At 49.7% G+C, this 22,019-nt stretch carries 19 protein-coding genes and 1 tRNA gene; 13 read left to right on the plus strand and 7 right to left on the minus strand.

Annotation, left to right across the window (positions count from 1 at the left end):
* Nucleotides 1-34: 34 nt before the first annotated feature.
* Together IPN95_30075 and IPN95_30080 are read right to left on the minus strand one after the other, a co-directional pair.
* A complete protein-coding gene (locus IPN95_30075; GenBank protein ID MBK9453561.1) occupies nt 35-946 on the minus strand; it encodes a hypothetical protein in 912 nt (303 codons plus the stop codon).
* Complete coding sequence (locus tag IPN95_30080; GenBank protein ID MBK9453562.1) at nt 939-1,724, minus strand: diaminopimelate epimerase; 786 nt, start codon at nt 1,722-1,724, stop codon at nt 939-941. Before IPN95_30080 ends, IPN95_30075 begins: the two co-directional genes overlap by 8 nt.
* A gap of 129 nt (nt 1,725-1,853) precedes the next feature.
* Between IPN95_30080 and IPN95_30085 the strand changes: the two genes are divergently transcribed.
* Nucleotides 1,854-5,279, plus strand: coding sequence for a T9SS type A sorting domain-containing protein (locus tag IPN95_30085; protein ID MBK9453563.1), 3,426 nt, complete (start codon nt 1,854-1,856; stop codon nt 5,277-5,279).
* A 496-nt stretch (nt 5,280-5,775) separates the two neighbouring features.
* Nucleotides 5,776-6,156 carry a hypothetical protein gene (locus IPN95_30090; protein MBK9453564.1) on the plus strand — a complete coding sequence of 127 codons (381 nt, stop codon included), beginning with the start codon at nt 5,776-5,778 and terminating at the stop codon, nt 6,154-6,156.
* Nucleotides 6,157-6,213: 57 nt separating this feature from the next.
* Here the strand turns inward: IPN95_30090 and IPN95_30095 are convergent, their stop codons facing one another.
* A complete protein-coding gene (locus IPN95_30095; protein MBK9453565.1) occupies nt 6,214-6,720 on the minus strand; it encodes a hypothetical protein in 507 nt (168 codons plus the stop codon).
* A gap of 32 nt (nt 6,721-6,752) precedes the next feature.
* A complete protein-coding gene (locus IPN95_30100; GenBank protein MBK9453566.1) occupies nt 6,753-7,781 on the minus strand; it encodes an acetyl-CoA carboxylase carboxyltransferase subunit alpha in 1,029 nt (342 codons plus the stop codon).
* Between the two features lie 197 nt (nt 7,782-7,978).
* On the opposite strand from IPN95_30100, the gene IPN95_30105 reads away from it, so the two are divergent.
* The 5 genes from IPN95_30105 to IPN95_30125 all read left to right on the plus strand — a co-directional run bounded on the left by IPN95_30105 (nt 7,979) and on the right by IPN95_30125 (nt 12,559).
* Nucleotides 7,979-9,364, plus strand: coding sequence for a hypothetical protein (locus tag IPN95_30105; GenBank protein ID MBK9453567.1), 1,386 nt, complete (start codon nt 7,979-7,981; stop codon nt 9,362-9,364).
* 25 nt (nt 9,365-9,389) lie between these two features.
* Nucleotides 9,390-10,244: a T9SS type A sorting domain-containing protein gene (locus IPN95_30110; GenBank protein MBK9453568.1), complete on the plus strand. Its 855-nt coding sequence runs from the start codon at nt 9,390-9,392 to the stop codon at nt 10,242-10,244.
* Between the two features lie 168 nt (nt 10,245-10,412).
* Nucleotides 10,413-10,486, plus strand: a tRNA-Asp gene (locus IPN95_30115).
* Nucleotides 10,487-10,541: 55 nt separating this feature from the next.
* On the plus strand, nt 10,542-10,874 hold the full coding sequence (locus IPN95_30120; GenBank protein ID MBK9453569.1) for a hypothetical protein: 333 nt from the start codon (nt 10,542-10,544) through the stop codon (nt 10,872-10,874).
* Nucleotides 10,875-11,281: 407 nt separating this feature from the next.
* Entirely contained in the window at nt 11,282-12,559 is a 1,278-nt protein-coding gene (locus IPN95_30125) for an IS4 family transposase (GenBank protein ID MBK9453570.1), read from the plus strand.
* 373 nt (nt 12,560-12,932) lie between these two features.
* Here the strand turns inward: IPN95_30125 and IPN95_30130 are convergent, their stop codons facing one another.
* Nucleotides 12,933-13,364 carry a hypothetical protein gene (locus tag IPN95_30130; protein MBK9453571.1) on the minus strand — a complete coding sequence of 144 codons (432 nt, stop codon included), beginning with the start codon at nt 13,362-13,364 and terminating at the stop codon, nt 12,933-12,935.
* Nucleotides 13,365-14,430: 1,066 nt separating this feature from the next.
* Between IPN95_30130 and IPN95_30135 the strand changes: the two genes are divergently transcribed.
* From IPN95_30135 to IPN95_30160, 6 genes are all read left to right on the plus strand, one after another.
* Entirely contained in the window at nt 14,431-15,162 is a 732-nt protein-coding gene (locus tag IPN95_30135) for a hypothetical protein (GenBank protein MBK9453572.1), read from the plus strand.
* A gap of 353 nt (nt 15,163-15,515) precedes the next feature.
* Entirely contained in the window at nt 15,516-15,692 is a 177-nt protein-coding gene (locus IPN95_30140) for a hypothetical protein (protein ID MBK9453573.1), read from the plus strand.
* On the plus strand, nt 15,676-15,936 hold the full coding sequence (locus tag IPN95_30145) for a hypothetical protein (GenBank protein ID MBK9453574.1): 261 nt from the start codon (nt 15,676-15,678) through the stop codon (nt 15,934-15,936). The genes IPN95_30140 and IPN95_30145 overlap by 17 nt, the downstream gene beginning before the upstream one ends.
* A 250-nt stretch (nt 15,937-16,186) precedes the next feature.
* Entirely contained in the window at nt 16,187-16,585 is a 399-nt protein-coding gene (locus tag IPN95_30150) for a hypothetical protein (GenBank protein ID MBK9453575.1), read from the plus strand.
* A gap of 1,122 nt (nt 16,586-17,707) precedes the next feature.
* The gene (locus tag IPN95_30155) at nt 17,708-18,208 is read left to right on the plus strand and encodes a hypothetical protein (protein MBK9453576.1); all 501 of its coding nucleotides are present in this window, start codon (nt 17,708-17,710) and stop codon (nt 18,206-18,208) included.
* 87 nt (nt 18,209-18,295) lie between these two features.
* Nucleotides 18,296-18,781: a DUF416 family protein gene (locus IPN95_30160; protein ID MBK9453577.1), complete on the plus strand. Its 486-nt coding sequence runs from the start codon at nt 18,296-18,298 to the stop codon at nt 18,779-18,781.
* Nucleotides 18,782-19,593: 812 nt separating this feature from the next.
* On the opposite strand, the gene IPN95_30165 is transcribed toward IPN95_30160, so the two are convergent.
* The gene (locus IPN95_30165) at nt 19,594-20,016 is read right to left on the minus strand and encodes a hypothetical protein (GenBank protein ID MBK9453578.1); all 423 of its coding nucleotides are present in this window, start codon (nt 20,014-20,016) and stop codon (nt 19,594-19,596) included.
* 868 nt (nt 20,017-20,884) lie between these two features.
* Nucleotides 20,885-22,018 carry a Stp1/IreP family PP2C-type Ser/Thr phosphatase gene (locus IPN95_30170; protein ID MBK9453579.1) on the minus strand — a complete coding sequence of 378 codons (1,134 nt, stop codon included), beginning with the start codon at nt 22,016-22,018 and terminating at the stop codon, nt 20,885-20,887.
* Nucleotide 22,019: the final 1 nt, after the last annotated feature.

The following is a 22,019-nucleotide window of genomic DNA, read 5'->3' on the forward strand; positions in this document are numbered from 1 at the left end:
TTATCGACGTAGCAACGCATTGCTACCGTTCGTTTTACACACCTTCGGGAACGACAATCACGTTGTAACCCAAACATTCTCCGAGGAATTGCCCAGCCGGATCGGAAGGAAAGCACAAGGATCCGCCATGGATTTCTGCCAATTCTTCCATTCGGGCAGCAATGGCTTTTGGATCGATGCCGGAGCGAATCAATGCTGTACAAAGGGCTGTTAGCGGTAGCGTTTCAGGATTGGGCTCGATTTGAACCATCGTTGCAGCAGCTTCGGTCGAACGCATATAAGGTCTTGTCGGTTCGCCGGATTGTCCTTTGACGGGGAACATGGACGATTCCGGGAAAAACCAGAGTGTTTCCGAAGCTGGAACAAGAAAGCCTTTGTCGCCAAAATTGGCTGCATTGTCCGTTCCCAGAAAGAACCGCGTAGCCCGAACAAAAACATCCTCCTGCCGGAAATCGACTTTTTCCCAAACCTGTGGTTCCCAATGACTATAATGTTTCCGCATCCAGATGGCGCCACCGATTTGGGGTTCACGGGGCGTCTCCATCAGCAGGATTTCGCCACTTTTGCCTTTGATTGCGAGGCGTTTGGCTTGCAATTGCATGTCAGAGATGTCGGCAATCGGGAAGGAGAAAGGAACTCCCATGGAGCGTTTTCCTTCCACATGATCGGCATACAACCTGATTTCGCCACCCTTGCGGCCAACCAGCAAAAACAAGAGAAACAGCAGCACAGCCGCCATCACGAGGATATAATCCGTCCAGACAAACGAAGTGGGTTGGGGGACTTTGAGCATCGTGAGCAGCTGCACGATCATGCTGATCAATGCACCAATCAAAAAGAGAATGCGCAGGCCTGCGAATCCACTTCTTGTGGCGCTTTGGAGTAGGATTTTACCCGAATGGGGCTGTGAATCAGTATTCAGCGGGGAAATGGGAGTCTCAGCCACGATCAGGGAATGGGATTGAACCTTTGAATACAAAAGTGGCCGGGCCTTGCAGCCACGGGGCCTCGCCTTCAGCCGTATGCACTTTGAGCGTACCGCCGGGCGTATGCAGCACTTTGACCGAGGGGCTGCCGGGGAAAATCCGGGCGAAGACTTCCGCCACGGCGGTCACGCCGGTTCCGCAGCTCCACGTTTCGTCTTCGACCCCGCGCTCGTAAGTGCGCACATGCGCCTCCGCATCCGAAACCGCTTGCACGAAGTTGACATTCGTCCCTTCGATTGTCCAAGGTGCACTGTTGCGGATGGCGCGCCCGTGAGCGACCACATCATGCTCAGCGACAGGCGTTCCCAGCAACTGCACATAATGCGGGGAGCCGGTATGAATCCAATAATGATCGTCTTCCAATTGCTGGAATCCTGTAGGCAGGCCCATTTTGAGCTTCACTTCGTCGGCACTGATCATCGCGACGTGTTCGCCATCGACCGCCAGAAAATCAGCCTCCTCGGCCACGATTCCAAGGTCGGCCGCAAACCGCACGATGCACCGGCCGCCATTGCCACACATGCTGCTGCGATTGCCATCCGAATTGAAATAATCCATCTCGAAATCGTAGTGGGCGTGGGCATTGAGCAGGATGACCCCGTCTGCGCCGATACCGAACCTCCGGTGGCAGATGGCCGCAAACCAGGCATTTTCATTGCCCGTGAGCAGTTGTTTCCGGTTGTCAACGAGGATAAAATCGTTGCCAGTGCCGTGGTATTTATAGAATGGTATTTCCATGTGCTGCAAAACTACGAAATGTCGCCGCGCCGAAAAATTTGGTTTCTCCACCGTTCAGATTTGGGATTGGAGCGGACTTTTCAGTAATTTAAATCGTTTTAGCAGTGTACTGGATTCAATTTTTGTGGTATGAAGAGATTTTTCGGATTCGTTTTGGCTTTTGTTTTCCCCTCCATGGCGCTTTTGGCGCAAGATACGGTGGTCGTGCAGACACTCACGTACGATTCGACAACGCGGGCTGGTGTTTGGACCTTTCCTTCGGATACCAATTCCTGGCGCAAGGTCATCATGCAATATTCCATGCGGTGCCACGATGCTTTGATCGGCAATGCCAACAACGTCGGCTGCTACGAATGGGATTACAGCTGCAATACCATCATCACCGACTCCAGCCGCACGGATTCGGCCAAACGGACCGCTCCCGACCATGTCATTTCCAATTTTTCGGGTCAGCAATTTGCGATTACCAATGCGACGACCTATTCCTATTGGGACTACTTGCAGCATAACGTCACGTATTCGGGTGTCGTATCCGAGAATACATACGGCGTCTTGGGGACTTCGCCGGCAGCGCAAAATTACCCATTCGGTACCGCCAACCGTGTCGGCAAGTCGCAATTTCTCTGGACCGCCACCGAACTCAGCGGCCAAGGCCTCACCGCAGGTCAGATTACAAGCATGCGCTTGAATCTGGCGAGTCTGGGTTCGCAAGCCGACTTCATGCGCATCAAAATCAAACCCACGTCCGCCACGACCTTGGATCCCAACAGCCCCAACCTCAGCGGATTCACCGAAGTTTATTTTGTCAACACGCCATTCCCCGCGACAGGCTGGCAGCAATTCAATTTCTACGCACCGTATGTCTGGAACGGGACGGACAATTTGATCGTCGAATTCAGCTACCGCAATCAAAACAGCGGCACCAACAACGGCGTCAATTGCTACAATGTCGGCTCCGACATGGGCCTCTACACCAATTCCGTTGACAAATACATCGAATTCAGTGGCGCGGAGCATATCGACGTGGATCCCACCGCATTCAGCAACATCACCAACGAAATCACCGTCTCATTCTGGTCTTGGGGCGCTGCGAATCTTCCCGCGAATACCGGCATCTTTGAAGGCACCAACGCCTCCGGCGCACGCGCAACAAATGTGCACTTGCCATGGAGCGACAGCAATGTCTATTGGGATTGCGGCGCGGATGGTGCTGGGTATGACCGCATCAGCAAGCCCGTCAATGCAGCGGATTTCCGCGGACGGTGGACCCACTGGGCCTTCACCAAAAATGCGGTCACCGGGGAAATGAAAATCTGGATGGACGGCCAATTGTTCCATTCGGGAACAGGCAAGACCAAACCGATGGACATTCGCAACTTCCGCATCGGCGGTGGTTTGGGCTGCTGCTATGATTATTATGGTAAGGTCAATGAATTTCAGGTGTTTAGCACTGCCTTGGATGGGCCAACCATCCAAAACTGGATGTACAAGGACTTGAACGGCGGTCACCCCAACTACGCCAACTTGGTGGCCTATTACAAATTTGACGAGGGCACGGGCGTGACCATCAACGATGCTTCCCCGAATGCCACCACCTGTACCGCCGCCGGCGCGCCTGTTTGGGGCGAAGTCGATGCAAGTGCCTTGTACCGCAATTTCACAGTGACGCAGCAGCGCCCGCAGATTTACATGGTGCGTGGCGTGTACACGACCACCAACGACGTGACCACCACGATCCGTGACTCGGTCGCCGATGCCCCGCATCAAGTGATTTCCTACACGGTCATCAACAACAACCTCGTGCCGGTCGATACCAATTATTACTTCCAATCCGGCTGGCAATATGTCTACGACGCCCAATCCGGTGCGGTGATCGATTCGATCAGCTCCGTGACCGATAGTTTGCTCAACATCACCACGCTGGATTATTACGCCAAAACCCCGGCCCGCTACGAAATCATGTCGTTTGTGACGCCTTACGGCAACGGCCTCGACCTTGGCATCAACGGCGTGATGTGGGAATTTGACATGTCTGACTTTATCCCCATTCTCCACGGCGCCAAGCGGATGTCGATGGAATACGGCGGCCAAAACCAAGAGGAAATCGACATCCGTTTCCTGTTTATCAGAGGAACGCCTCCCCGAGAAGTGCAGAATATACAGCCGATTTGGCCATTGGCGTCGCATGGCATGACGACGATTTTCAATGATGGCGCCTACGAGCCGCGGAATTTTGCATTGCCGCTCAACAGTGCAGGCTGGAAAATCCGTTCGACGATCACCGGGCACCAACAAAACGGCGAATTCGTAGCCCGTTGGCATTGGTTGAACATCAATGGCGGTGCACAAGAGGCACGTTGGAGGGTTTGGAAGGAATGCGCCGACATGCCGGTCTATCCACAAGGCGGAACTTGGTTGTATGACCGCGCCGGATGGTGCCCGGGCGTGCCTTCGGACCTCTACGAACTTGAAGTAGGCGCGCAGGGAAATCCGGGAGACACCTTGGAAGTGGACTATGGCATGGACGTCGTATCCAATACCTCTGCCACCAACTACCTGAACTGCACGCAGTTTGTGACTTATGGTCCAGCGAATTTTACGCTCGACGCAGCTGTGACCGACGTCAAGCGTCCGAGCAAAAACGTCCGTTACAAACGGTTCAACCCTGCTTGCAACCTGCCGATTGTGATCATCCGCAACGAAGGCACGACGACCATCACAAGTTTGGTGATCACATACAATATGAAAGGCGGCCCAACCCGCACATTCAACTGGACGGGCAGTTTGGATTTCTTGCAATCGACCGAAGTCACCCTGCCCGTCGACAATGCGTCGTTCTGGACGGGGACAGAAAGCGTGTTTGAAGTGGAATTGACCGCTCCGAATGGCGGCGTTGATCAGCAGCCTGACAACGATGGCTACGCAGTACCCTACGATGCCTGGGACAATTATGTGGGCGCCACGATGGATTTTTACTGGCGCACCAACAATCAGCCGGCGCAGAATGTATGGCGTCTGTACGATGAAAACGGAACCGTGATTTTGCAGTCTTCGCCGTTTTTGGTGGCGAACACCACATATACAGAGGTGTTTAACCTGCCGCAGGGCTGCTACACCCTCAAGTTTGATGACTTGGGCGACGATGGCCTGTATTACTGGGCATCTCCCAACAACGGGACGGGCTTTGCACGCACCCGCGAAGACGGCAACGTCCGCAAGATCTTCAATGCCGAATTCGGGAAGTTTTTCAAATACGATTTCTGGACCGACGGCACATTGGTCGGCAACGATGTCCAACGCCCGGAGCGCATTGTCCTCTATCCGAATCCGTCTTCAGGCCGATTCAACCTCGACATGGAGGGCTTTTTGGATACCCACCTGCAACTGGAAGTCTTTGACATGAGCGGCCGCAAGGTTTGGGGTCAGGAAACCGATTCCGGCAACATGAATTTCATCCAGTTCCAAATCGACCTCAGCAACTGCGCCAACGGCGCCTACGTTCTCAAAATCTGGGATGGCCACGAAATGAAATTCCGCGATTTGATCAAACAGTAGTTGAATTGAGAATTGAGAAAGCCGAAGGGTTCAGCGAAGCTAATTGAGAATTGCGAAGCAACTGCGAAGCACATCACGAAACGGTGTCTCTTGGACGTAGTTCGCGCAAGCAATGCCTTTGAAAAAAGAACGCCAATGAGTAATCAGCGAAGCTAATGGATAATTGGTCGACCGTGTAGAGACGTGGGCATGCCCCGTCTCTGCACGGTCAAATTGTTTCACGATTGCACGGTTCCATTGTTCCGTGATCGCACGTTTCCATTGTTCCACGATCGCACGATCGCACCGTTGCATTGTTCCACGGTTCCATTCTAAAATAGTCCCACCGTCCAACGATCCAACCATCCGAGGATTCACCGTCCCACAGTCAAAAACACGCATTCGATCTTCGAAATTGCATTTGCGGGTAGAAACTATTATTTTGGGAGTCAATCACTTATCCTGCAATTCGATGGAAATCAATGAACTTCGCAAATTGGTCGGGAATCTGGATCCAATGAATGAAAATGCCTATCTAGAAAACTCCCGCCTATTGTTGCAAAACAAGGAAGCCGCGTTGCCTTTTTTACTGGAAGCCATGGTGGAGCCTCGGCGAAAGAAAACTGGCAAACCGGGCAATGACAATGAAGATCAGCGTGAAGGGGTGATTTTGACAATCGGAAGGACCAAAGATCAGGCTGCGGTGAAACCCTTGATCGCGCTATGGGAAACGACGCGTGCCGAAGATTGGTCAAACAAAATCGCCATTGAAGGAAGGATTGTTCAAGCGCTGAGGGAAATCGGTGGCGAAGAAGTACGTATTTTTTTCACCGACAACTTTGATCATCTCGGTGGAATGATGGCAAAGATGACCGCACGAGGCTTTCTCCGAAGTTAGGTTGACCACTTAGGTCCTTCGGACGCACAGTCCGCCATTCAACCAAATTCCCAAAAATCAATTCGAATAGACCTTGAATGCCACGTGGACAATGCCCAAAATCGGCTTTGCCAAATCCTTGCTGTCGCCGTAGAGTTTGAGAAGGTATTTGCCGGGTAGGAGAGGGAGGCCACCGTTGACCGTCTCTTCCAGAACCCTGTCGGTCATGTTTTCCTTGAGTTGTCCACGCCATTCGCCTTTTTCATCCTTGAGCCGAATGGAAAAGCGTTTGTCTTCTTCCTTGCCGTCTGGATATTGCAAGGTATAATACAGCGGCAAGGCATCCCAACCCTGAAGCTGATTGTCAAAATAGGTCAGCTCAAAGGCAAAATCGAATGGCCCCTTCTCATCGGAGGGCAATTCGAAGGCAAAACTCTCCGGACGGGTATTGCTCAAGCTGAAATCCAAAGGATCCGATTCGCCGACCCAAACCACGCGTTTGGGCGCAGATCCGCAGGAAATCAACAACGTTAGCCCGCAGAACAGGACCAACAGGAGCACTTTGGAGGCGGAATTTTTATTCATGTGCTGCGAATTGGAAACGAAGAGGCCATCAATCAGTGATCAGCTTCATTGTGCCCATTGGCAGGCTGCGAAGGATCCTCAACAAAACCCATTGCCGAGAATTTTGCAATGCGATGTTCGATGAGCTTCTCTACCGTCTTGGTTTTCAGATATTTGATATCTTTCTTGATCTGCTCCTTGACAGCTTTATAGGCCTCCTCAGGATTTTTATGTGCGCCTCCCAACGGCTCCGGAATGATGCCGTCGATGATTTTCATGCGCAGATTGTCTTCTGCGGTGAGTTTGAGTGCCTCCGCAGCTTCCTCTTTGTGGTCCCAGCTTCTCCAAAGGATGCTCGAGCAGGATTCCGGCGAAATCACAGAGTACCAAGTATTTTCCAACTGATAAATCCTGTCGCCAACACCAATGCCCAAGGCCCCACCGGATGCACCTTCGCCGATGACGATGCAGATAATCGGGACTTTCAAACGCGCCATTTCCAGGAGATTTCTTGCAATCGCCTCGCCCTGACCACGTTCCTCGGCTTCCAATCCAGGAAACGCTCCGGGGGTGTCGATCAAGGTCACGACGGGCTTTTCGAATTTCTCGGCAATTTTCATCAGGCGCAAGGCCTTGCGATAACCCTCAGGGTTCGGCATTCCGAAGTTGCGGTATTGACGGGATTTGGTGTCACGGCCTTTTTGCTGACCGATGAACATCACCGTTTGTTGTCCGATGCGGCCAAATCCGCCGACGATCGCCTTGTCATCTGCAAATGCACGGTCGCCAAAGAGCTCGATAAAGTCCTCGGCAATGTGCTCGATATAATCCAAGGTATAGGGACGCTGCGGATGGCGCGAAAGTTGCACCCGTTCCCAACGGCTCAAATTTCCAAAAATCTGATGCTTGAGTTTTTCGATGACCTCTTGCATCTCAACGATTTGCGCTTCCATCTCGGCTGCCTTCTCCAGGTCTTTCTTGCCACCCTTCAGCTTCTTTTCCTCAGCGCGTCGCTTGACTTCTTCCAGTTTCTCCTCCATCTCGACGATGGGCTTCTCAAACTCCAATATGAACGTACTCATGTATCAAATCCTCCATTTTGGTAGGTGCCGAAACAACAAAAGTAAGGAGAAGGCGGGAAATGTGCTATCGGAAATGACGATGAACGCGAATCCGATAAAAAACCTGAAAAGCCGCGATGGCATGCGACTATTGCAGTTTTTTTAATACCTTTTCGAAGTCTGCAAAGACAAACGTCACATTTTTTAATTCTAGGTTTATGTTGAAGAAAATTACATTGATGCTAATGCTCTTGATGACAGCATCTTTGGGAGGATGGGAAGGCTTGAGCGCCCAAACAACCGTCTGCCCCAATGCTGCTGTCTCACTCACGGTCGGAGCGCATCGCGGCGCGGTGCAATGGGAAGCCTCCACCGACGGCGGCACCACTTGGAATGCAATTCCGGGCGGGACCACCGACACCTTTCCCGTCACGCCGCAAGGCCCAATGGCCTACCGCGCAGTGATCACCGAAGGAACTTGCAATCCCCTTTATTCGGATACGAGCTACGTTGTCGTTTCCGACCTTGCAGCGAATGCGGGCGTGGACAAAATCTACTGCGCTGCACCTGTGATGATCGGCGGAAGTCCGGCGGGAACGGGTGGCAGTGCACCTTATACCTACAACTGGACGCCAGGAACGGGCCTGAGTTCGGCGACGGTGGCCAATCCGATGGCATCTCCAGCGATCCCAACGTGGTACATTCTCTCTGTGGCCGACGCGATGGGATGCGTGGCAATGGATACCGTTTTGGTCGACACGGGCGCGGGAAGCCCCGGGACTGACTCCACGGTGTTTGCATTTACAGGTGGTGTGCAGCAATTCGTTGTGCCGCCCTGTACCGATTCCGTGATCATCCGCAGTTGGGGTGCGCAGGGAGAAAATGCCTTGGTGGGCGGTGCTACGGGTGGCCTCGGTGGATACGCAACGGGCAAACTTGCGGTCACACCCGGCGAAACGTTGACGGTCTACGTCGGTGGTCAGAATGGCTACAACGGCGGCGGTACCGGCGGTATCAATGGAAACTCAGGTGGGGGCGGCCCCATCGGCACCTTCGGTGGAAAAGGCGGTGGTGCATCAGATGTACGCAAAGCCGGCGCAGCCTTGGCCAATCGTGCGATCGTCGCAGGTGGCGGCGGTGGTGCAGGTCACAATGGCGTCTGGACAGGTTGTCAGGTCTCCGGACCGGGTGGCAATGGCGGCGCAGGTGGAGGCACAATTGGCTCCACCGGTGGCAACGGCGTGGGTACGCCCTGCAACTGCCTAGGCGGCGGTGGTGCTGGCGGCTTGGGCGGAACACAATCTGCCGGTGGTCTTCATGGAGCTTATGCCGGCAACACGGCTTGTTTGCGCACCTCATGGGGCCCTGGCACCGATGGTCAACTAGGCCTCGGCGGCAACGGTTCACTGCTGTACCACAATGGCACCGGTGGCGGTGGCGGCGGCGGTGGCGGCTACTACGGTGGCGGTGCCGCTGGAAACGGATCTGATACCACGCCCGGCGGCGGCGGTGGCGGCGGATCGAGCTACATCACCGGACTTGGTGGCGGTTCCACCTTGTCGGGTATTCAAAGTGGCAATGGCCGTGTTGTTATCCTTTTCTGATCCCACCCCATTAATTGAAAGCAAAATGAAAAATTTGAAAAATACATTCCTGCTGGCAATGACGGTGGTGTTTTCCCTCCCCGCATTTGCCCAGACCTATATTCAGCACAACGTCAATCAGGCACCCTTGCTCATGGCCGATGCCGGAGCGAACGTCGATTTCTGTGCCGGAGATTCCATCCAATTGGGTGGAAATCCTAGCGGAATCGGTGGAACTGCGCCATTAGCGTATTCTTGGGCACCACAAAACGTCCTCAATTCGCCGACCGTTCCGAATCCAATGGCTGGACCAACTGCGACGACGATCTTCTCCTTGCAGGTATTGGATGCACAGAATTGTTCGGCAGCTGTTCCTGTGACGGCGACCTTGGTTACGAGCACCGCTGCATTTTCGGCCGTGCCTAACCTCTTGTCCGTGGCCTTCACCGACCAAAGCACGAATGCCTCGACTTGGGCATGGACATTCGGCGACGGCGGCACAAGCACCACACAGAGTCCCACCCATACCTACGCGAATGCGGGCACCTATCTGGTATGCCTGACCGTGAATGCGGGCGCGAACTGCGAGCAAACGCTCTGCGACTCCGTGACCGTGGTGGCAGTCGGCCTTTCGCAGGGGATGGCGAGCAACAGTATTCAGGTATTTCCCAATCCGGCGACGGGTGAATCCCTGAACTTCACCGTCAGCGGCGTGTCGCTGGCGCAGGATGTGCAGATCGAACTGTTTGACTTGCAGGGTCGTTCGGTGTTGCAATACAAGGGCAGCGGTGCGAATGCGCGGCATATTCTGAATGTAAAGCAGCTTGCAGCTGGCACATATCAATACACGGTTCAGGCTGGCGAAAGCCGTTTGGGCAGTGGCAAGGTGGTGCTGCAATAAAGAACCAAGCAGTATGAAAAGGGCGTCACGGGCAACTGTGGCGCCCTTTTTGATGGCTGGAAAGCGGAGTGCAAGAATATTTTTCGCTAAAAATCAGAGACTTAAAAAAAAGATTGGTTGCATTGCTTGGAATGAATGTTGAGAAGTCTATCTTTGCATCGCTTTACTGGATCGGTAGTTCAGTTGGTTAGAATGCCGCCCTGTCACGGCGGAGGTCGCGGGTTCGAGTCCCGTCCGGTCCGCAAAAACAGCTTCGAAAGGGGCTGTTTTTTTGTTGTTGTAGCTTACATTTAAACCATGAAAGCCCAATTCTATCTCCCACAAGTGCATGCGCATGGCGATCGGATGATTGTCATGGAAACCACCCTTTGCGATGAAGGCGACGAAGTATTCCTCGGTAGTTGGCAGGCTTTGGGGAGCGATTGGTGGATCGAATACGAACAGGGCTCTCGGCCGTACCTCCTGAAGATGATTGAGCTGATGCACAACAGCACCGAGGAGTTGTTACGTGATCAGGCAAAAGCCCTGTACCAAGCGTATGCCGACGGGCGGCTGGATTATTTGCTGAGCGTGAGCATCATGAAGGACTTCTCGGTGGACCGGGTGGAATTGCGACGGTTTGAATTGTAGGCGCAGGATTTGGCGCAATGCGTCGTCTTGGGAAGTTTTGTCAATTCCGCAGGCTAAAGACCTACGGTAATTGAGTAGCCAAACCGCCGTGATCAATTACCGCTGAAATTGAGTCACATGTGCTTGGATTTTCTTGGCTCAATTTCAGTAGTAATATTGAACAGAATGCAGGCTACTCAATTTCCGTTTGCTTTAGCTCAATGTCATTAAGTTAAGGCTATCCTTACGAACCAAATAAAGATATCGGCGATCCTGAAAACAGTGCGTAGTCTTTTTTTCTTGGGGAGAACTTGTGTCGTTTTCCTGCTTGAAAATAGGGGGGCAGGCGATACCTTTAATTTCCTACATTATTTCTCACCCACTCCCCCATTATTATGGTCACAAATTTACAAAAGACATTGGACGGATTGAAAGAATTTGTCCACGAGGCATCGCTCGATGTGCGTTACCGCGCCCGGCCGCAGGACTTCACCCGTGAAAGGTTGCTGCCATTCCATCGCGTCGTGAGCATCATACTTTCAGCGATGAAAAGGCCTTTGGATCTGGAATTGAAGATGATTTTCGATCTTGTCGACGGCCTAGACTGCCCCACTGATTCGGCGTTTTCGCAGGCCCGCAAGAAACTGCTCTCCGAGTTCTTCGTCCGCTGGCTCGAGCACCAGTCTGAACTGGTTTATGCGTGTCCCCACGAGACCTTCATGGGCATGCGGCTGTTCGGTGTGGACGGTTCGGTGGTCACCCTGCCTGACAATCTGGCGATGCGGAAGTCTTTCCCCGGCGTCACCAACACCAAGGGTGTGACATCTGTGCAGATGCGGATTCTCTGTTGCCATGACGTGCTGAACAACCATGCCGTGACGACCCGCGTGGCACCCTTCATCCAATCCGAAATCGACATGGCCTTTGACTGCATCGGCGGCTTCGGTGCCAACGACCTACTGGTTTATGACAGGCTGTTCTTGGGCTGGGGATTGATCAGGATGCATCAGATGAAAGGTGTACAATTCTTGATGCGTTGCACGCTCACGGCCAACAACAGGGTCAAGGAATTCGTCAAGTCTGGCAAGGACGAGGAAGTGGTGCAGTTCGAGGCCACCCACAAATCCGCGTCCAAGCTTCGTAAGCTCGGCATCGCCGCCAAAATCGGGGAGTCCCTCACGGTACGCTTAGTAAGAGTGGACATCGGAGGCAAGGAACCCGAAGTGTTGGCGACAAGCCTTACCGACACCGCGAAGTTCCCGCATTCCATCTTCAAGGAACTCTACTTCAAGAGGTGGCCGGTGGAGACCTTCTTTGACAGGCTCAAAAACAAGCTTAAGGTCGGGGTCTTCAGCGGGACGTCCGTGGAGGCGGTCAAGCAGGACTTCCACGCAATGGTCTTTCTTGCCAACCTCCAAGCAATGATCGAACGCGCAAACAGGCCCCAGGTGGATGAAGCTACCAGGCACCGGCTGCACAACTACCAAATCGACTGGAACAAAAACCTTGGCCTGCTCAAGCCAATGATTACAACGCTGTTTGCACAAGGCGACCAGTCCAAGGCCCTAACGGATCTGCTGAAACAAATGGCTATGACCAGATATCTAGAACCGGTGCGAAAGGGAAGAAAGTTCTCCCACACAAGGCGTAAAATGCAGGGGAACTGCAAGCACAACAACTACCCAAACTACAGGCACGCCATCTAACTCACGGAGACTTCGATCTTTGAAAGCCTAGTCCCTTTAGAATTGCTATCAAAGTGGCATGGGAAGCTATTCCCTTTTCTACAACCAAAACTCAGAAAAACGAACAATGTGGATAACCCAAAGTCCACATTAGCCGAAACCAAAATAACAAACACCCAGAATTTACAGCAAAAACCAATATTGAGGCCTTAACTTAATGACATTGTGCTTCAGCTGACGGTCACCACATTGCTTTCAATTCTCATCTTGTTCGGATTTTTGGTTTTGATTGAGTTGATGGATGTATTCACCTTCGTTGCATTCCATTCCGGGGACGAGTTTCCCCGTTTGTCTTTCCCTGCAGAAATCCTTCAAGAACAATACGCTGCCGAGGCTATCGCAGGCCAAAGCGATCCGATAAGAAGGCTGGATACCAATCAAGTTTCAAGTTCACGAGGTCTTTTGCAATCTCCTCTGCGACCAACTTGTTGATGCCCATCTTGGATTCAGCCAATGAATCCAACAGAACCCCGTTGGGTGCAAAGAAATAGACGCGATTCAAGCAAGGTGGGGGAATGCAGGCATTCGGTGGATCAAAATAGGCAAATGACCGAATGGACCCGCTTCTGTGGAATTCAATGAAGCTCCCGATCTGATAGGAATCAAGGAAACGTCCGGAAAACTGCAAGCCTGCTCCTGGGAAATAGGAATGGTAGTCGCATCGGGATCTCTTCGAAAATCGAGGTATATAACTTCGCACCTTCAGCGTGGTATCGCAACAAAGCTCGATTTTCAGATGCTCGTCTCCGCTGACAATAGTAAGCATCGAAATATCCTTGATGCGGGCTGGAAAGGAGCACTTCGAATTTTCTAGGTATTGGTAATCAACCGCAATAAGTAGCTCGCCATTATCGCTCCACCATTCAAAACCATTGGGACGATGTAGATAGGCACCTACCAGCTGATGTTGAGCAAGACATTGAACTGCCGTTGAAACTTCTGTTGATTGAAGCCATTGCGTTCGATTTTTGCATTGAGCATTTTCTCCAAAAACTCCAGGATCAATTTTGTTGCAATTTGTAATGAACAGCAAAGTTGCAAAGCAAAAGGAAAGAATGCCCAGTGTTTGCGCCCCTATTGGTTGGATACTTTTTGACACACGTTTTATCCTTTTCATCGGATTTCAATTCGCTTAGTTTATCGTGATTGGCATTGTTGACAAGCTCATTTCGCCGCCATTATAGACGGTACTTTTTGGCAATATGGGAATTTTACGATCAATATGGACGACAGATTTTGTCAAACGCCTTATGTGAAAACTACCATGCATTTCTACAGCTGTAGATGAAACTATTCGTGACTCATTTTTTTGAACCATTTCCAGAATTCAGCAATTTTATCCATAAGAATAATCTGGTTTTATTCCGCGAAGGTGATCAAAAATCGCTGATTTTGCAAAATTGATGCGTTGCCCCCATAGATGCAGTAGGAGATGAGAGTTCCATTTCCAGGGCTTTGATTTGACTCTTTTACATATTAAGTGGGTAGCGTAGGATAAAAAGCATCCATTTCTATTTTTCGTCACGGCGCTCGCTGTCTTCCTGACGATGGTGTATGGGATGTACCACAAGGTGAATGTAGATTTTGAGAAGCTCAATTCTCGTGGTGTCAAAACCATCGGGATTGTCTCTGGCATTCAAGGAACTACATTCTTAATTGCGTAAATGCTTATCGTTTAGTTTGCCAGTTTAAAAGGTTCGACCACGCTGCTGCGTGCTGCGAAGCGGTGGGATCGTTAGGATGATGGTGTCCTACTTCTGAGGAAAATCAGCTTGTTCCATGACGTAGGCGCGGGAACGATTCAACCATTCCCCCATAAATTTCGGGCAAGTATGAAATACACGGTCCACAACATGAAGAAGGGTTGCAAATACATTGCGCTTGCAATTTGGGGGATGGCAATTCTCTCTGCTTGCAATACATTGGAGAAAGCTTCCACGCATGGATTAAACAGTGGATACTATCAATTGAAATCGGGAAATGAAAAGGCCCGGAATGTCTATTTGGATGTTTCAAACGAACGGATTGATGTTTATCATCAGGTAAAACGACAACCGGATCAACAACAATTTTTGACAATCGATTTCAATCCAACGGACAGCATTCCCATGAACCTGTTGGTTTTGCGGAAGCAAAGTCTCGATATTGATATCACATCAATTCTTCTGAAATACCGCCCGTCTGTTTACGGCTTGCCTGCACAGTTGACCACGGATCTAAACCTGGCTTTGTACGCCGGATGGCGGCACGACTACTACCGTGTTACGACCCAAAATGACCCTTTGGGCAGAAGTTACCGCAAAATGAATAGCCGGGGATTCGATGTTGGGGTTTTTGCAGGTCCGGGTGCTACACCAATCACCCCTTTTACCACCCGGAATAGAAGGACGGATGAATACAGTGGAATGATCATTCAGACCGGAATGGCGGGTTTTCTAGAATCCAATGTAGCTAGTTTTGGATTCGCAATCGGATACGATCATCTGATGAATCCTGACCGGAAGATATGGATCTATCAGCGTAAACCTTGGCTGGGATTTGTCGTGGGTATTGCGTTGAACTGAATCGGAAATTCAGGTAAAATGGTGGGCTAATAGGCCGCGTCGCGCGCAGTTTGGAGGATTGCTGGTAGCCGATCCATTGGCGAAATTGTCGGAAGGTTGGTGTGTTCAAGACTTTCTTGGGGTGTCCACGATGCAATTTTTTTTGTACTCTGATTTCGGAATATTCATCGTCTGAGAGCAGGAAGCTGTGACGATGAGGCCCAAGTGACACCGTTTCCTTCACGGCCAAAGCCCAGTTGATTCGTAGGATTCGAAGCGTGGACCTCATCCTGAAGCAAATTTCGGGGGCAGATGCTGAACATTTGTGAGAATCGTGTAATATTGCTTATCAGCGGTTTGGCTAATCTGCTAGTGTGAAAATCAAGGCAGCCATTTACCGCTCATTTTTTATGCCTGTTTCAGAAATCTTTGAGGACAGGAGTGAGGTAGTGTATGCTAAAAAAGCATCCATTTCTATTTTTCGTCACGGCGCTCGCAGTCTTCCTGATGATGGTGTATTGGATGTACCACAAGGTGAATGTAGATTTTGAGAAGCTCAATTCTCGTGGTGTCAAAACCATCGGGATTGTCTCTGGTAATCTAGGAACAATAGCCACAATTGATTATGTCGCGAATCACCAAACGTGGGAGTATTTGAAACCCTTGAAAAGCCAAAATCGATCCATTGTCGATGCGCTGAATGTCGGTGACACTTTGGAAGTGACGTATTTGCCGGAAGATCCGGAACTTGCTTACGTTGATTTACAGAGTTGGTGGAATTTTCGGAATGAATGATGGGTGCGACAAAAGTGGCGATCGGGTCATCATCAGGCTTCGACTCGGAGACATCTTTTTGGGAACTAATTTCTGCCAAGGAGGCTGATTATTAGGTGGAAAGTGTAATATTGCTCAGAATGGGTGGCTGTTGTTTTGGTTTCCCAACAAAGTTGCCGTATCGCTTCGTTCTTGTTTCCATCATCGGTAGTTGTTAAGGCCAAAAGGTATTTTCAATGTAAATCAACGGCTTTTTCGGGTTGTAAATAAAATGAGGAAGGCATATTATTACTTGTTCTACAAGATTTATCGGGTTGTAGAAAAGTCCTCCAAGGCGATGGGGGGAGCTTTTTTAACTGATTTTAAAGCCGTCTGTTTTTTGATCATTCTTGAAATCTATTTGCTGTTCTCCATTGGAATTTATTGGACTGAGATTGGTGACTTCAATATCGAATTGAGGCTTGACTTGCCGATTGTGTATGTTCCACTAATTCTTGTCATTGGCTTAAATTCGATCGCATTCGGAAATAGGAAGGTTTGGCAACGTTATGTTGCCGAATTCGAACGGTGGCCCAAACGCAAAAATGTAATTGGTGTCTGGATCGTTGTGTCCTTGATGTCCCTATTGGTCGCGAACTTTATTTTCGCTTTTTATCTGTTAAGCCATTGATGCTGATGGTTCAATGGGCTTTGGCACTCATGTTTCGTCAGCCCTGGGCACACGGTGCATGCGACACGCGGGGAGTGAATTGCCTCGTGTTTGTTGTGGCTTCAATTGTCGATGGTATCATCCTCGGTCTTCAACTGGAAGACGACCCTTTGAAACAAAAATAGGCCGAGGATGCTGACCATTTGTGCGAAAATTGTAATATTGCTCATGAGCGGGATGACTATTTTTGTGGTGCAAAAACAAGGTAGCCATTTCCGCTCATTTTTTATGCCTGTTTCAGAAATCGTTTAGGACAGGGTGATTTCACCCATATTCCAAAGTTTCTGAACTTTTCCGAGGAGAATGGCAAACTAATTGTGAGGATGTTGGATTATGAGAAATGATTTGGAGAATAGCCCTGGGATCGAAGCCATCGTATCCGCAGTGGATCATTTATAGCTGACCGCAGTCTTTCCGACCAAGCGATTGTGGGACATTTGGATACGAATGCGCTTTGGAACGAACTTAAAGTATTTGAAAGCAGCCAATGGCTCGTTGTGATCATTCGTTTCTATCCGACCCCGTTTAACCATTCGCTCATTTTTCGACTGCCGGATTGGTGGGTGACTTTTGACTTGGACGATCTCAAACGCTGCTTTGATTACCTGCCCAACTCATTTACTTTTTATTTTGAAAGGGATCGTCTTTTTGGGACGAAGCCTCGATCTTGATGTATTCGATTGGTACAAACATACATTTGTCGGAACAGATCCTCGGCTATTGGCACATCTCAACGATTGTTGTGGTGGAAAGGGCGGCTATCAGCGAAAGCATCCCATTGTCGATGCCCACTTGGAGGATGCAGGCATATCGCAATTGGCTATGCGGACTTTAAGGCATCGATTCCGAGTCGCTGGGATGAAGGTTTTTGCCTGAATAGGCTGCTCCAAATTCTATGAACCATCGCGTCTATCGTAAGAAGTGGATTATCAATTGGTGCGGGTGGTAAATCGAGCGGTAATGTAGTCGATTGGGGCGAATTTGTACACCGTAATTCCTGGAAATTGATGCGCATTGTTTTACCTTCCGCACAATTGCCTAATTTGGACGTTTCGATCCTGAATTCCTCAACAAGATAGCGAAATGAAAAAATCCAAGCCAAGCATCGATGGACCCGAAAGACATGATTTTCATGACAGTGCCTTGATGGGCTTCGAAATTTCCCGTGACTTGAGGACAATTTCCGTTGAGTTGGAGATTGGCTATGGTAGGTTTCGAGGGCAGTTGTGGAGACTGACGTTTTCTCAAGTTTTGAGCTTCGAATTTGAAACCATCGGCTTGGGCATAGGAGGATCACAACCGGTTGATGTACACGATGTATATCGTGTGACGGATTCGGAACAAATCAAACGTTGGGAAGATAAACTTATTGGCTCTGGGACTCCCAAATCCGAGGCGAGGTGCACCACAGTGTCCTGGCGAGTGGTGATTTTCGTGGTTTTCATCCGCGGTCGGAGGGGATTGAAATCCTTTGTCGGCGAGTGGAGATTCAAGCAATGTAGGTTCTTTTTAAGTATGTGGCTGTTACTTTTAAGCAAAATCAGCAATTTGCAGTACCCCGGAAATTTTATTGGGTGCTGTTGATTGTATAAGTACTAAGAGAAGATATGGTCAATGAAAGAATAAAAACGTCATCGAACGGTCGCAAACCTCAGCCGGGAGAAGAAGATATTGTTTTGCCTGATCCTTGCGAGGCGGTTGTATCCCAACTATACCCATTTTCAACGGTTGCAGAATTTCGGTGATACTCGAATTCTTCAGGCATGTTTTGCAGCTGCGGAGGAAGCATTTTTTAACCTGCCTTCTGGGAACTTTGACAAACTCCGCGAAGAACTGCTCTTGGTTTCGCCTGATACGGGCGACTTTCCAAATGAAGTAGGTGCTTCCTATGCATTAGATGCCTGTGCGATTTGTGATGCAATTCTTTGTTTAATTGATGAAAATGCATCAGATTCAACGAAAAGGGCAGTCAATTTGACCATTGAAACTGCCTATGTTTATTCGTTGGAAACTGGCGAGTGGGAGGATCACATGCCGCTGGGAAATTCGCCGACAATCGTCCGGGAAGTCGAATATCTTGAACAACTTGTGTCGAAGATTACAATAAGTGATTTTGCTGAAGTGCGGCACTTGCAAGTGCGGAGAATTTTCAGGTGAGTAATATTGGGCTCTCCTGAGAGGGCAAACAGGGGTCCCAGATCATGCATTTTGAATAGGTTAATGAACCCTTTGAGCTGGAAGAGTTTTAACTTTAAGAACAAATGGATCAGTCCCTAAATGATATGAAAGCTAAAAGGATGCGCACTACGCTGACGGGTATCTTCGTGGGCCTTATATTTTGCACATTGGCCGCCCAAACCTACTGCAGCCGAGCGAAAGTTGTTGGGGCAAACAGGGTGAGGGTGGAGGTTTGTCAGCTTGATCTGCGCCCGGATTCAACCTATCTTTGGGTGTTTACCAATTATACATCTTCAATTTTGGGTCGCGTAAAAGAATGCAATCGAATGCGATCCGATACTACCATCGGTTCCTATTCGTTGTCGGGTGATGTCATTCAATTTTTTCAAGAATTGCCCGAAGTGGATACCTTTGCGCTCTGCAAGGTCTCCAATCGTAGAATTGAACCTGTGGGGCATGATCGAAATCGGCGCGGGTTTCGCTTGAGGCGTTGTAGGTGAATTTCACTTGATGGGTGATTCAACAACATCGTTGTATGAGCTTGCTGCCAAATCTAAGTCCGTTTTGATTTTTATGATATTCACTACAAACGCACCGTCATTGTATTCCCTGCCCGTGGGGAAGTTGTTGTCATTACTGTAGGCTGAAGACCTACGGTAATTCATTCACGGTTGGATTTGAAACACAATGGCTCTGAAATTTATTCAATTGGGATCCCAATTCTCTGTAAGCGACTGCCGATTCTTGGTTTGTTAAACGTTGGGAAATCAGCTTTATAAGTAAACCGGTGATTATTTGCAAGAGCAACCTCCATCCATCAGAATCACTTCGCCATTAAAGTTTGAAGGCACCATTGCGGTGCCAGAATCGAGAAGCAAGTTCGTAATTCTTGCATGTTTTGGATTCTCCCCATCGTATACAATCCGGCACTTCTGACCCGGAAAGTAGTTCGCAATAACACCGCCATTAACGGCCTTGCCGATATAAAGTTTATTGTCTAGTTCGTACTGGAAACAAACATAATCCATACGTTTCCAATGATAGGGGTGTTCGCAAACAACAATTCCATCGACGTACTTTGGGTTTCTTGAAATGGCTTGATCTTCATACCAGTCCATTGCAAATATGATGATTCCCATGACCAGGAAAATCCCCAATACACCAACGTGAAACGGGGGATTCGCATTGCGCTTTGGGAGCTTAGTATTGGACATCACTTTGATTGGTTTTCGTCGGAGATTTGAATCGACAATTTACGGTGCCTGAAATGTGATAACGGTAGTGAATGCGACATTGCCTTTAGTCAAACAATTATGCGGTAAGCGATTAGATAATTTTGAATCTTCGCTTGATTAGTTGTCTTTTCTACTCGAGCACTCCATGGAGTCAATTCCGGATTGAAAATACTTGCAATAGGGTAAAACCGACTCCATCGTAGGGCTAACTGGCTTTCCCATTGAATCAAAAATTGATAAACTAAACGAGTAGAATTTTTGACCATCCGCCTTCGCGAAGTTGGAATCTAATTGGCAGGTAATCAAGCGTTCATCTGGGAATAGGTCATCTAGATTCTTCGACCTCCATTGAAATTCTCTCCAATATTGATCATATGTACCTTGCCCGAATTGTTTGTCCATCCAACTTAGAAATTGGTTATGGCAATGGAGGGTGAAGAAATGAATCCCATAATATCGCAAGGTATCCCCCATCATGATCGTGGTGATCTTCGAATAAATTACGGAGTCATAAGGACATGTAGAGCCTTGATCTGGCTCCTTTGGCTCAAGACTAGCATTCCTAACGCCTTCTGACTGGGTTCCGCATGAAATCAGCACGAACGAAACAATAAGGACGAAAATAAGGATGCTTCCGATTTTCATGATAATTGAATTAATAGTTGTGGTTCCTTTTCATTTTTCGTGGGTAGCCATTCATCTCAACGCTAGGCTACTAAGTGCAAATTTCCATCGATGCGCCTATAAATGTCTTCAATTCTGAAGGGTTAAACTCATTTCTCCGCCAAAAGCGCAGAATTCCGCTCCACCGACCTTCGATAATTTTGCGAAACTTCTAGAATGCTTCCTAATTCCCCTTCGGATTTGCCTTCGGCTTCGCCGGTTTCAATGCTGCCAAGGAATCCGCCTTATGCGTCGAATCGGCTTTGGCTTCAAGGGCGAGGCTGTCGGCATACAGGACCTTTTTGAGGCTATCCATTTCAATCGAATCACGGACAAATTCTTTTCTTGCCTCCAATTTCTCCCGTTCCGCTTTTCCCCAGTCCACCTGCAACAAAACAATCCCCAATGCCAACAATGCCGTGATCCCAAACACCAACGGAATCAAATACTTCTTCACAATCGGCACATGCTCCGCCGCAGGCGCGGCTACGGGTGCAGCTGCCTGCTCCACGGGCATTGTGCGTCCGAGGTGAATCGGTGGCTTGATCGCCGTGTAACGGTTCGCAATATGTGGCGAAGCCGTGACATGCAGGAGTTGAACCGTAATATTGTCGTTGCCGCCGCCTTCGTTGGCTTCGTCGATCAGCAATTTGGCCTTTTCGTCCAGCGTTCCGGGGCCCGCAAGCACCTTTTGGATGCCCGTATCGCCCGTCATGCCATACAAGCCATCCGAACACAACAAAAATACATCGCCCTTTTTCGGGAAAATCGGCTCTGCGGTGACCTCAACTTCGACGTCGCCTTTGATGCCCAAGGCGCGGGTCAATTCATTTTTCCGCGGATGCAATTCGGCGTCTTCCTCCGCAATCGTACCTTGATCGACCAAGCGTTGCACAAAACTATGGTCGCGGCTGAGCTTGAACAGCTTGCCATCGGTGTAAATGTAGGCACGGCTGTCGCCCACGTGCGCGATCCACAAGCCAGTTTCCTTTTGCAGAATGGCCACACAGGTGGTTCCCATTCCCTTGAGTGCCGGTTGGCTCAGGGCTGTGGCGTAGATTTGTTCGTTGGCAAATGCGATGGCCTTTTCGAGCGAAGCGGCTGGGTTTTCTGCCTTGTCCCTTGCCATAAACTCGAGGATGCTGTCCACCGCAATTTGCGATGCCTTGGCACCGCCGACATGGCCACCCATGCCGTCACAAACCACAAATACCTGCCCCCAATAATATTCGGCATGGCCTTGATTGTCCTCATTGGCCGCGCGAACCTTGCCGACATCGGTACGTGCTACATGAATTATCTGCAAGGGTGTTTCCATC

The sequence above is a fragment of the Bacteroidota bacterium genome (genome assembly GCA_016718825.1).
Taxonomy (GTDB): Bacteria; Bacteroidota; Bacteroidia; order J057; family JADKCL01; genus JADKCL01.

Excerpts from the sequence above, each read along its gene's own strand:
- IPN95_30080 (MBK9453562.1), bottom strand. The coding sequence starts at position 1,724 with ATGGAAATACCATTCTATAAATACCACGGCACTGGCAACGATTTTATC.
- IPN95_30085 (MBK9453563.1), top strand. The coding sequence starts at position 1,854 with ATGAAGAGATTTTTCGGATTCGTTTTGGCTTTTGTTTTCCCCTCCATG.
- IPN95_30090 (MBK9453564.1), top strand. The coding sequence starts at position 5,776 with ATGAATGAAAATGCCTATCTAGAAAACTCCCGCCTATTGTTGCAAAAC.
- IPN95_30095 (MBK9453565.1), bottom strand. The coding sequence starts at position 6,720 with ATGAATAAAAATTCCGCCTCCAAAGTGCTCCTGTTGGTCCTGTTCTGC.
- IPN95_30100 (MBK9453566.1), bottom strand. The coding sequence starts at position 7,781 with ATGAGTACGTTCATATTGGAGTTTGAGAAGCCCATCGTCGAGATGGAG.
- IPN95_30105 (MBK9453567.1), top strand. The coding sequence starts at position 7,979 with ATGTTGAAGAAAATTACATTGATGCTAATGCTCTTGATGACAGCATCT.
- IPN95_30110 (MBK9453568.1), top strand. The coding sequence starts at position 9,390 with ATGAAAAATTTGAAAAATACATTCCTGCTGGCAATGACGGTGGTGTTT.
- IPN95_30120 (MBK9453569.1), top strand. The coding sequence starts at position 10,542 with ATGAAAGCCCAATTCTATCTCCCACAAGTGCATGCGCATGGCGATCGG.
- IPN95_30130 (MBK9453571.1), bottom strand. The coding sequence starts at position 13,364 with ATGCTTACTATTGTCAGCGGAGACGAGCATCTGAAAATCGAGCTTTGT.
- IPN95_30135 (MBK9453572.1), top strand. The coding sequence starts at position 14,431 with ATGAAATACACGGTCCACAACATGAAGAAGGGTTGCAAATACATTGCG.
- IPN95_30150 (MBK9453575.1), top strand. The coding sequence starts at position 16,187 with ATGAGGAAGGCATATTATTACTTGTTCTACAAGATTTATCGGGTTGTA.
- IPN95_30155 (MBK9453576.1), top strand. The coding sequence starts at position 17,708 with ATGAAAAAATCCAAGCCAAGCATCGATGGACCCGAAAGACATGATTTT.
- IPN95_30165 (MBK9453578.1), bottom strand. The coding sequence starts at position 20,016 with ATGTCCAATACTAAGCTCCCAAAGCGCAATGCGAATCCCCCGTTTCAC.
- IPN95_30170 (MBK9453579.1), bottom strand. The coding sequence starts at position 22,018 with ATGGAAACACCCTTGCAGATAATTCATGTAGCACGTACCGATGTCGGC.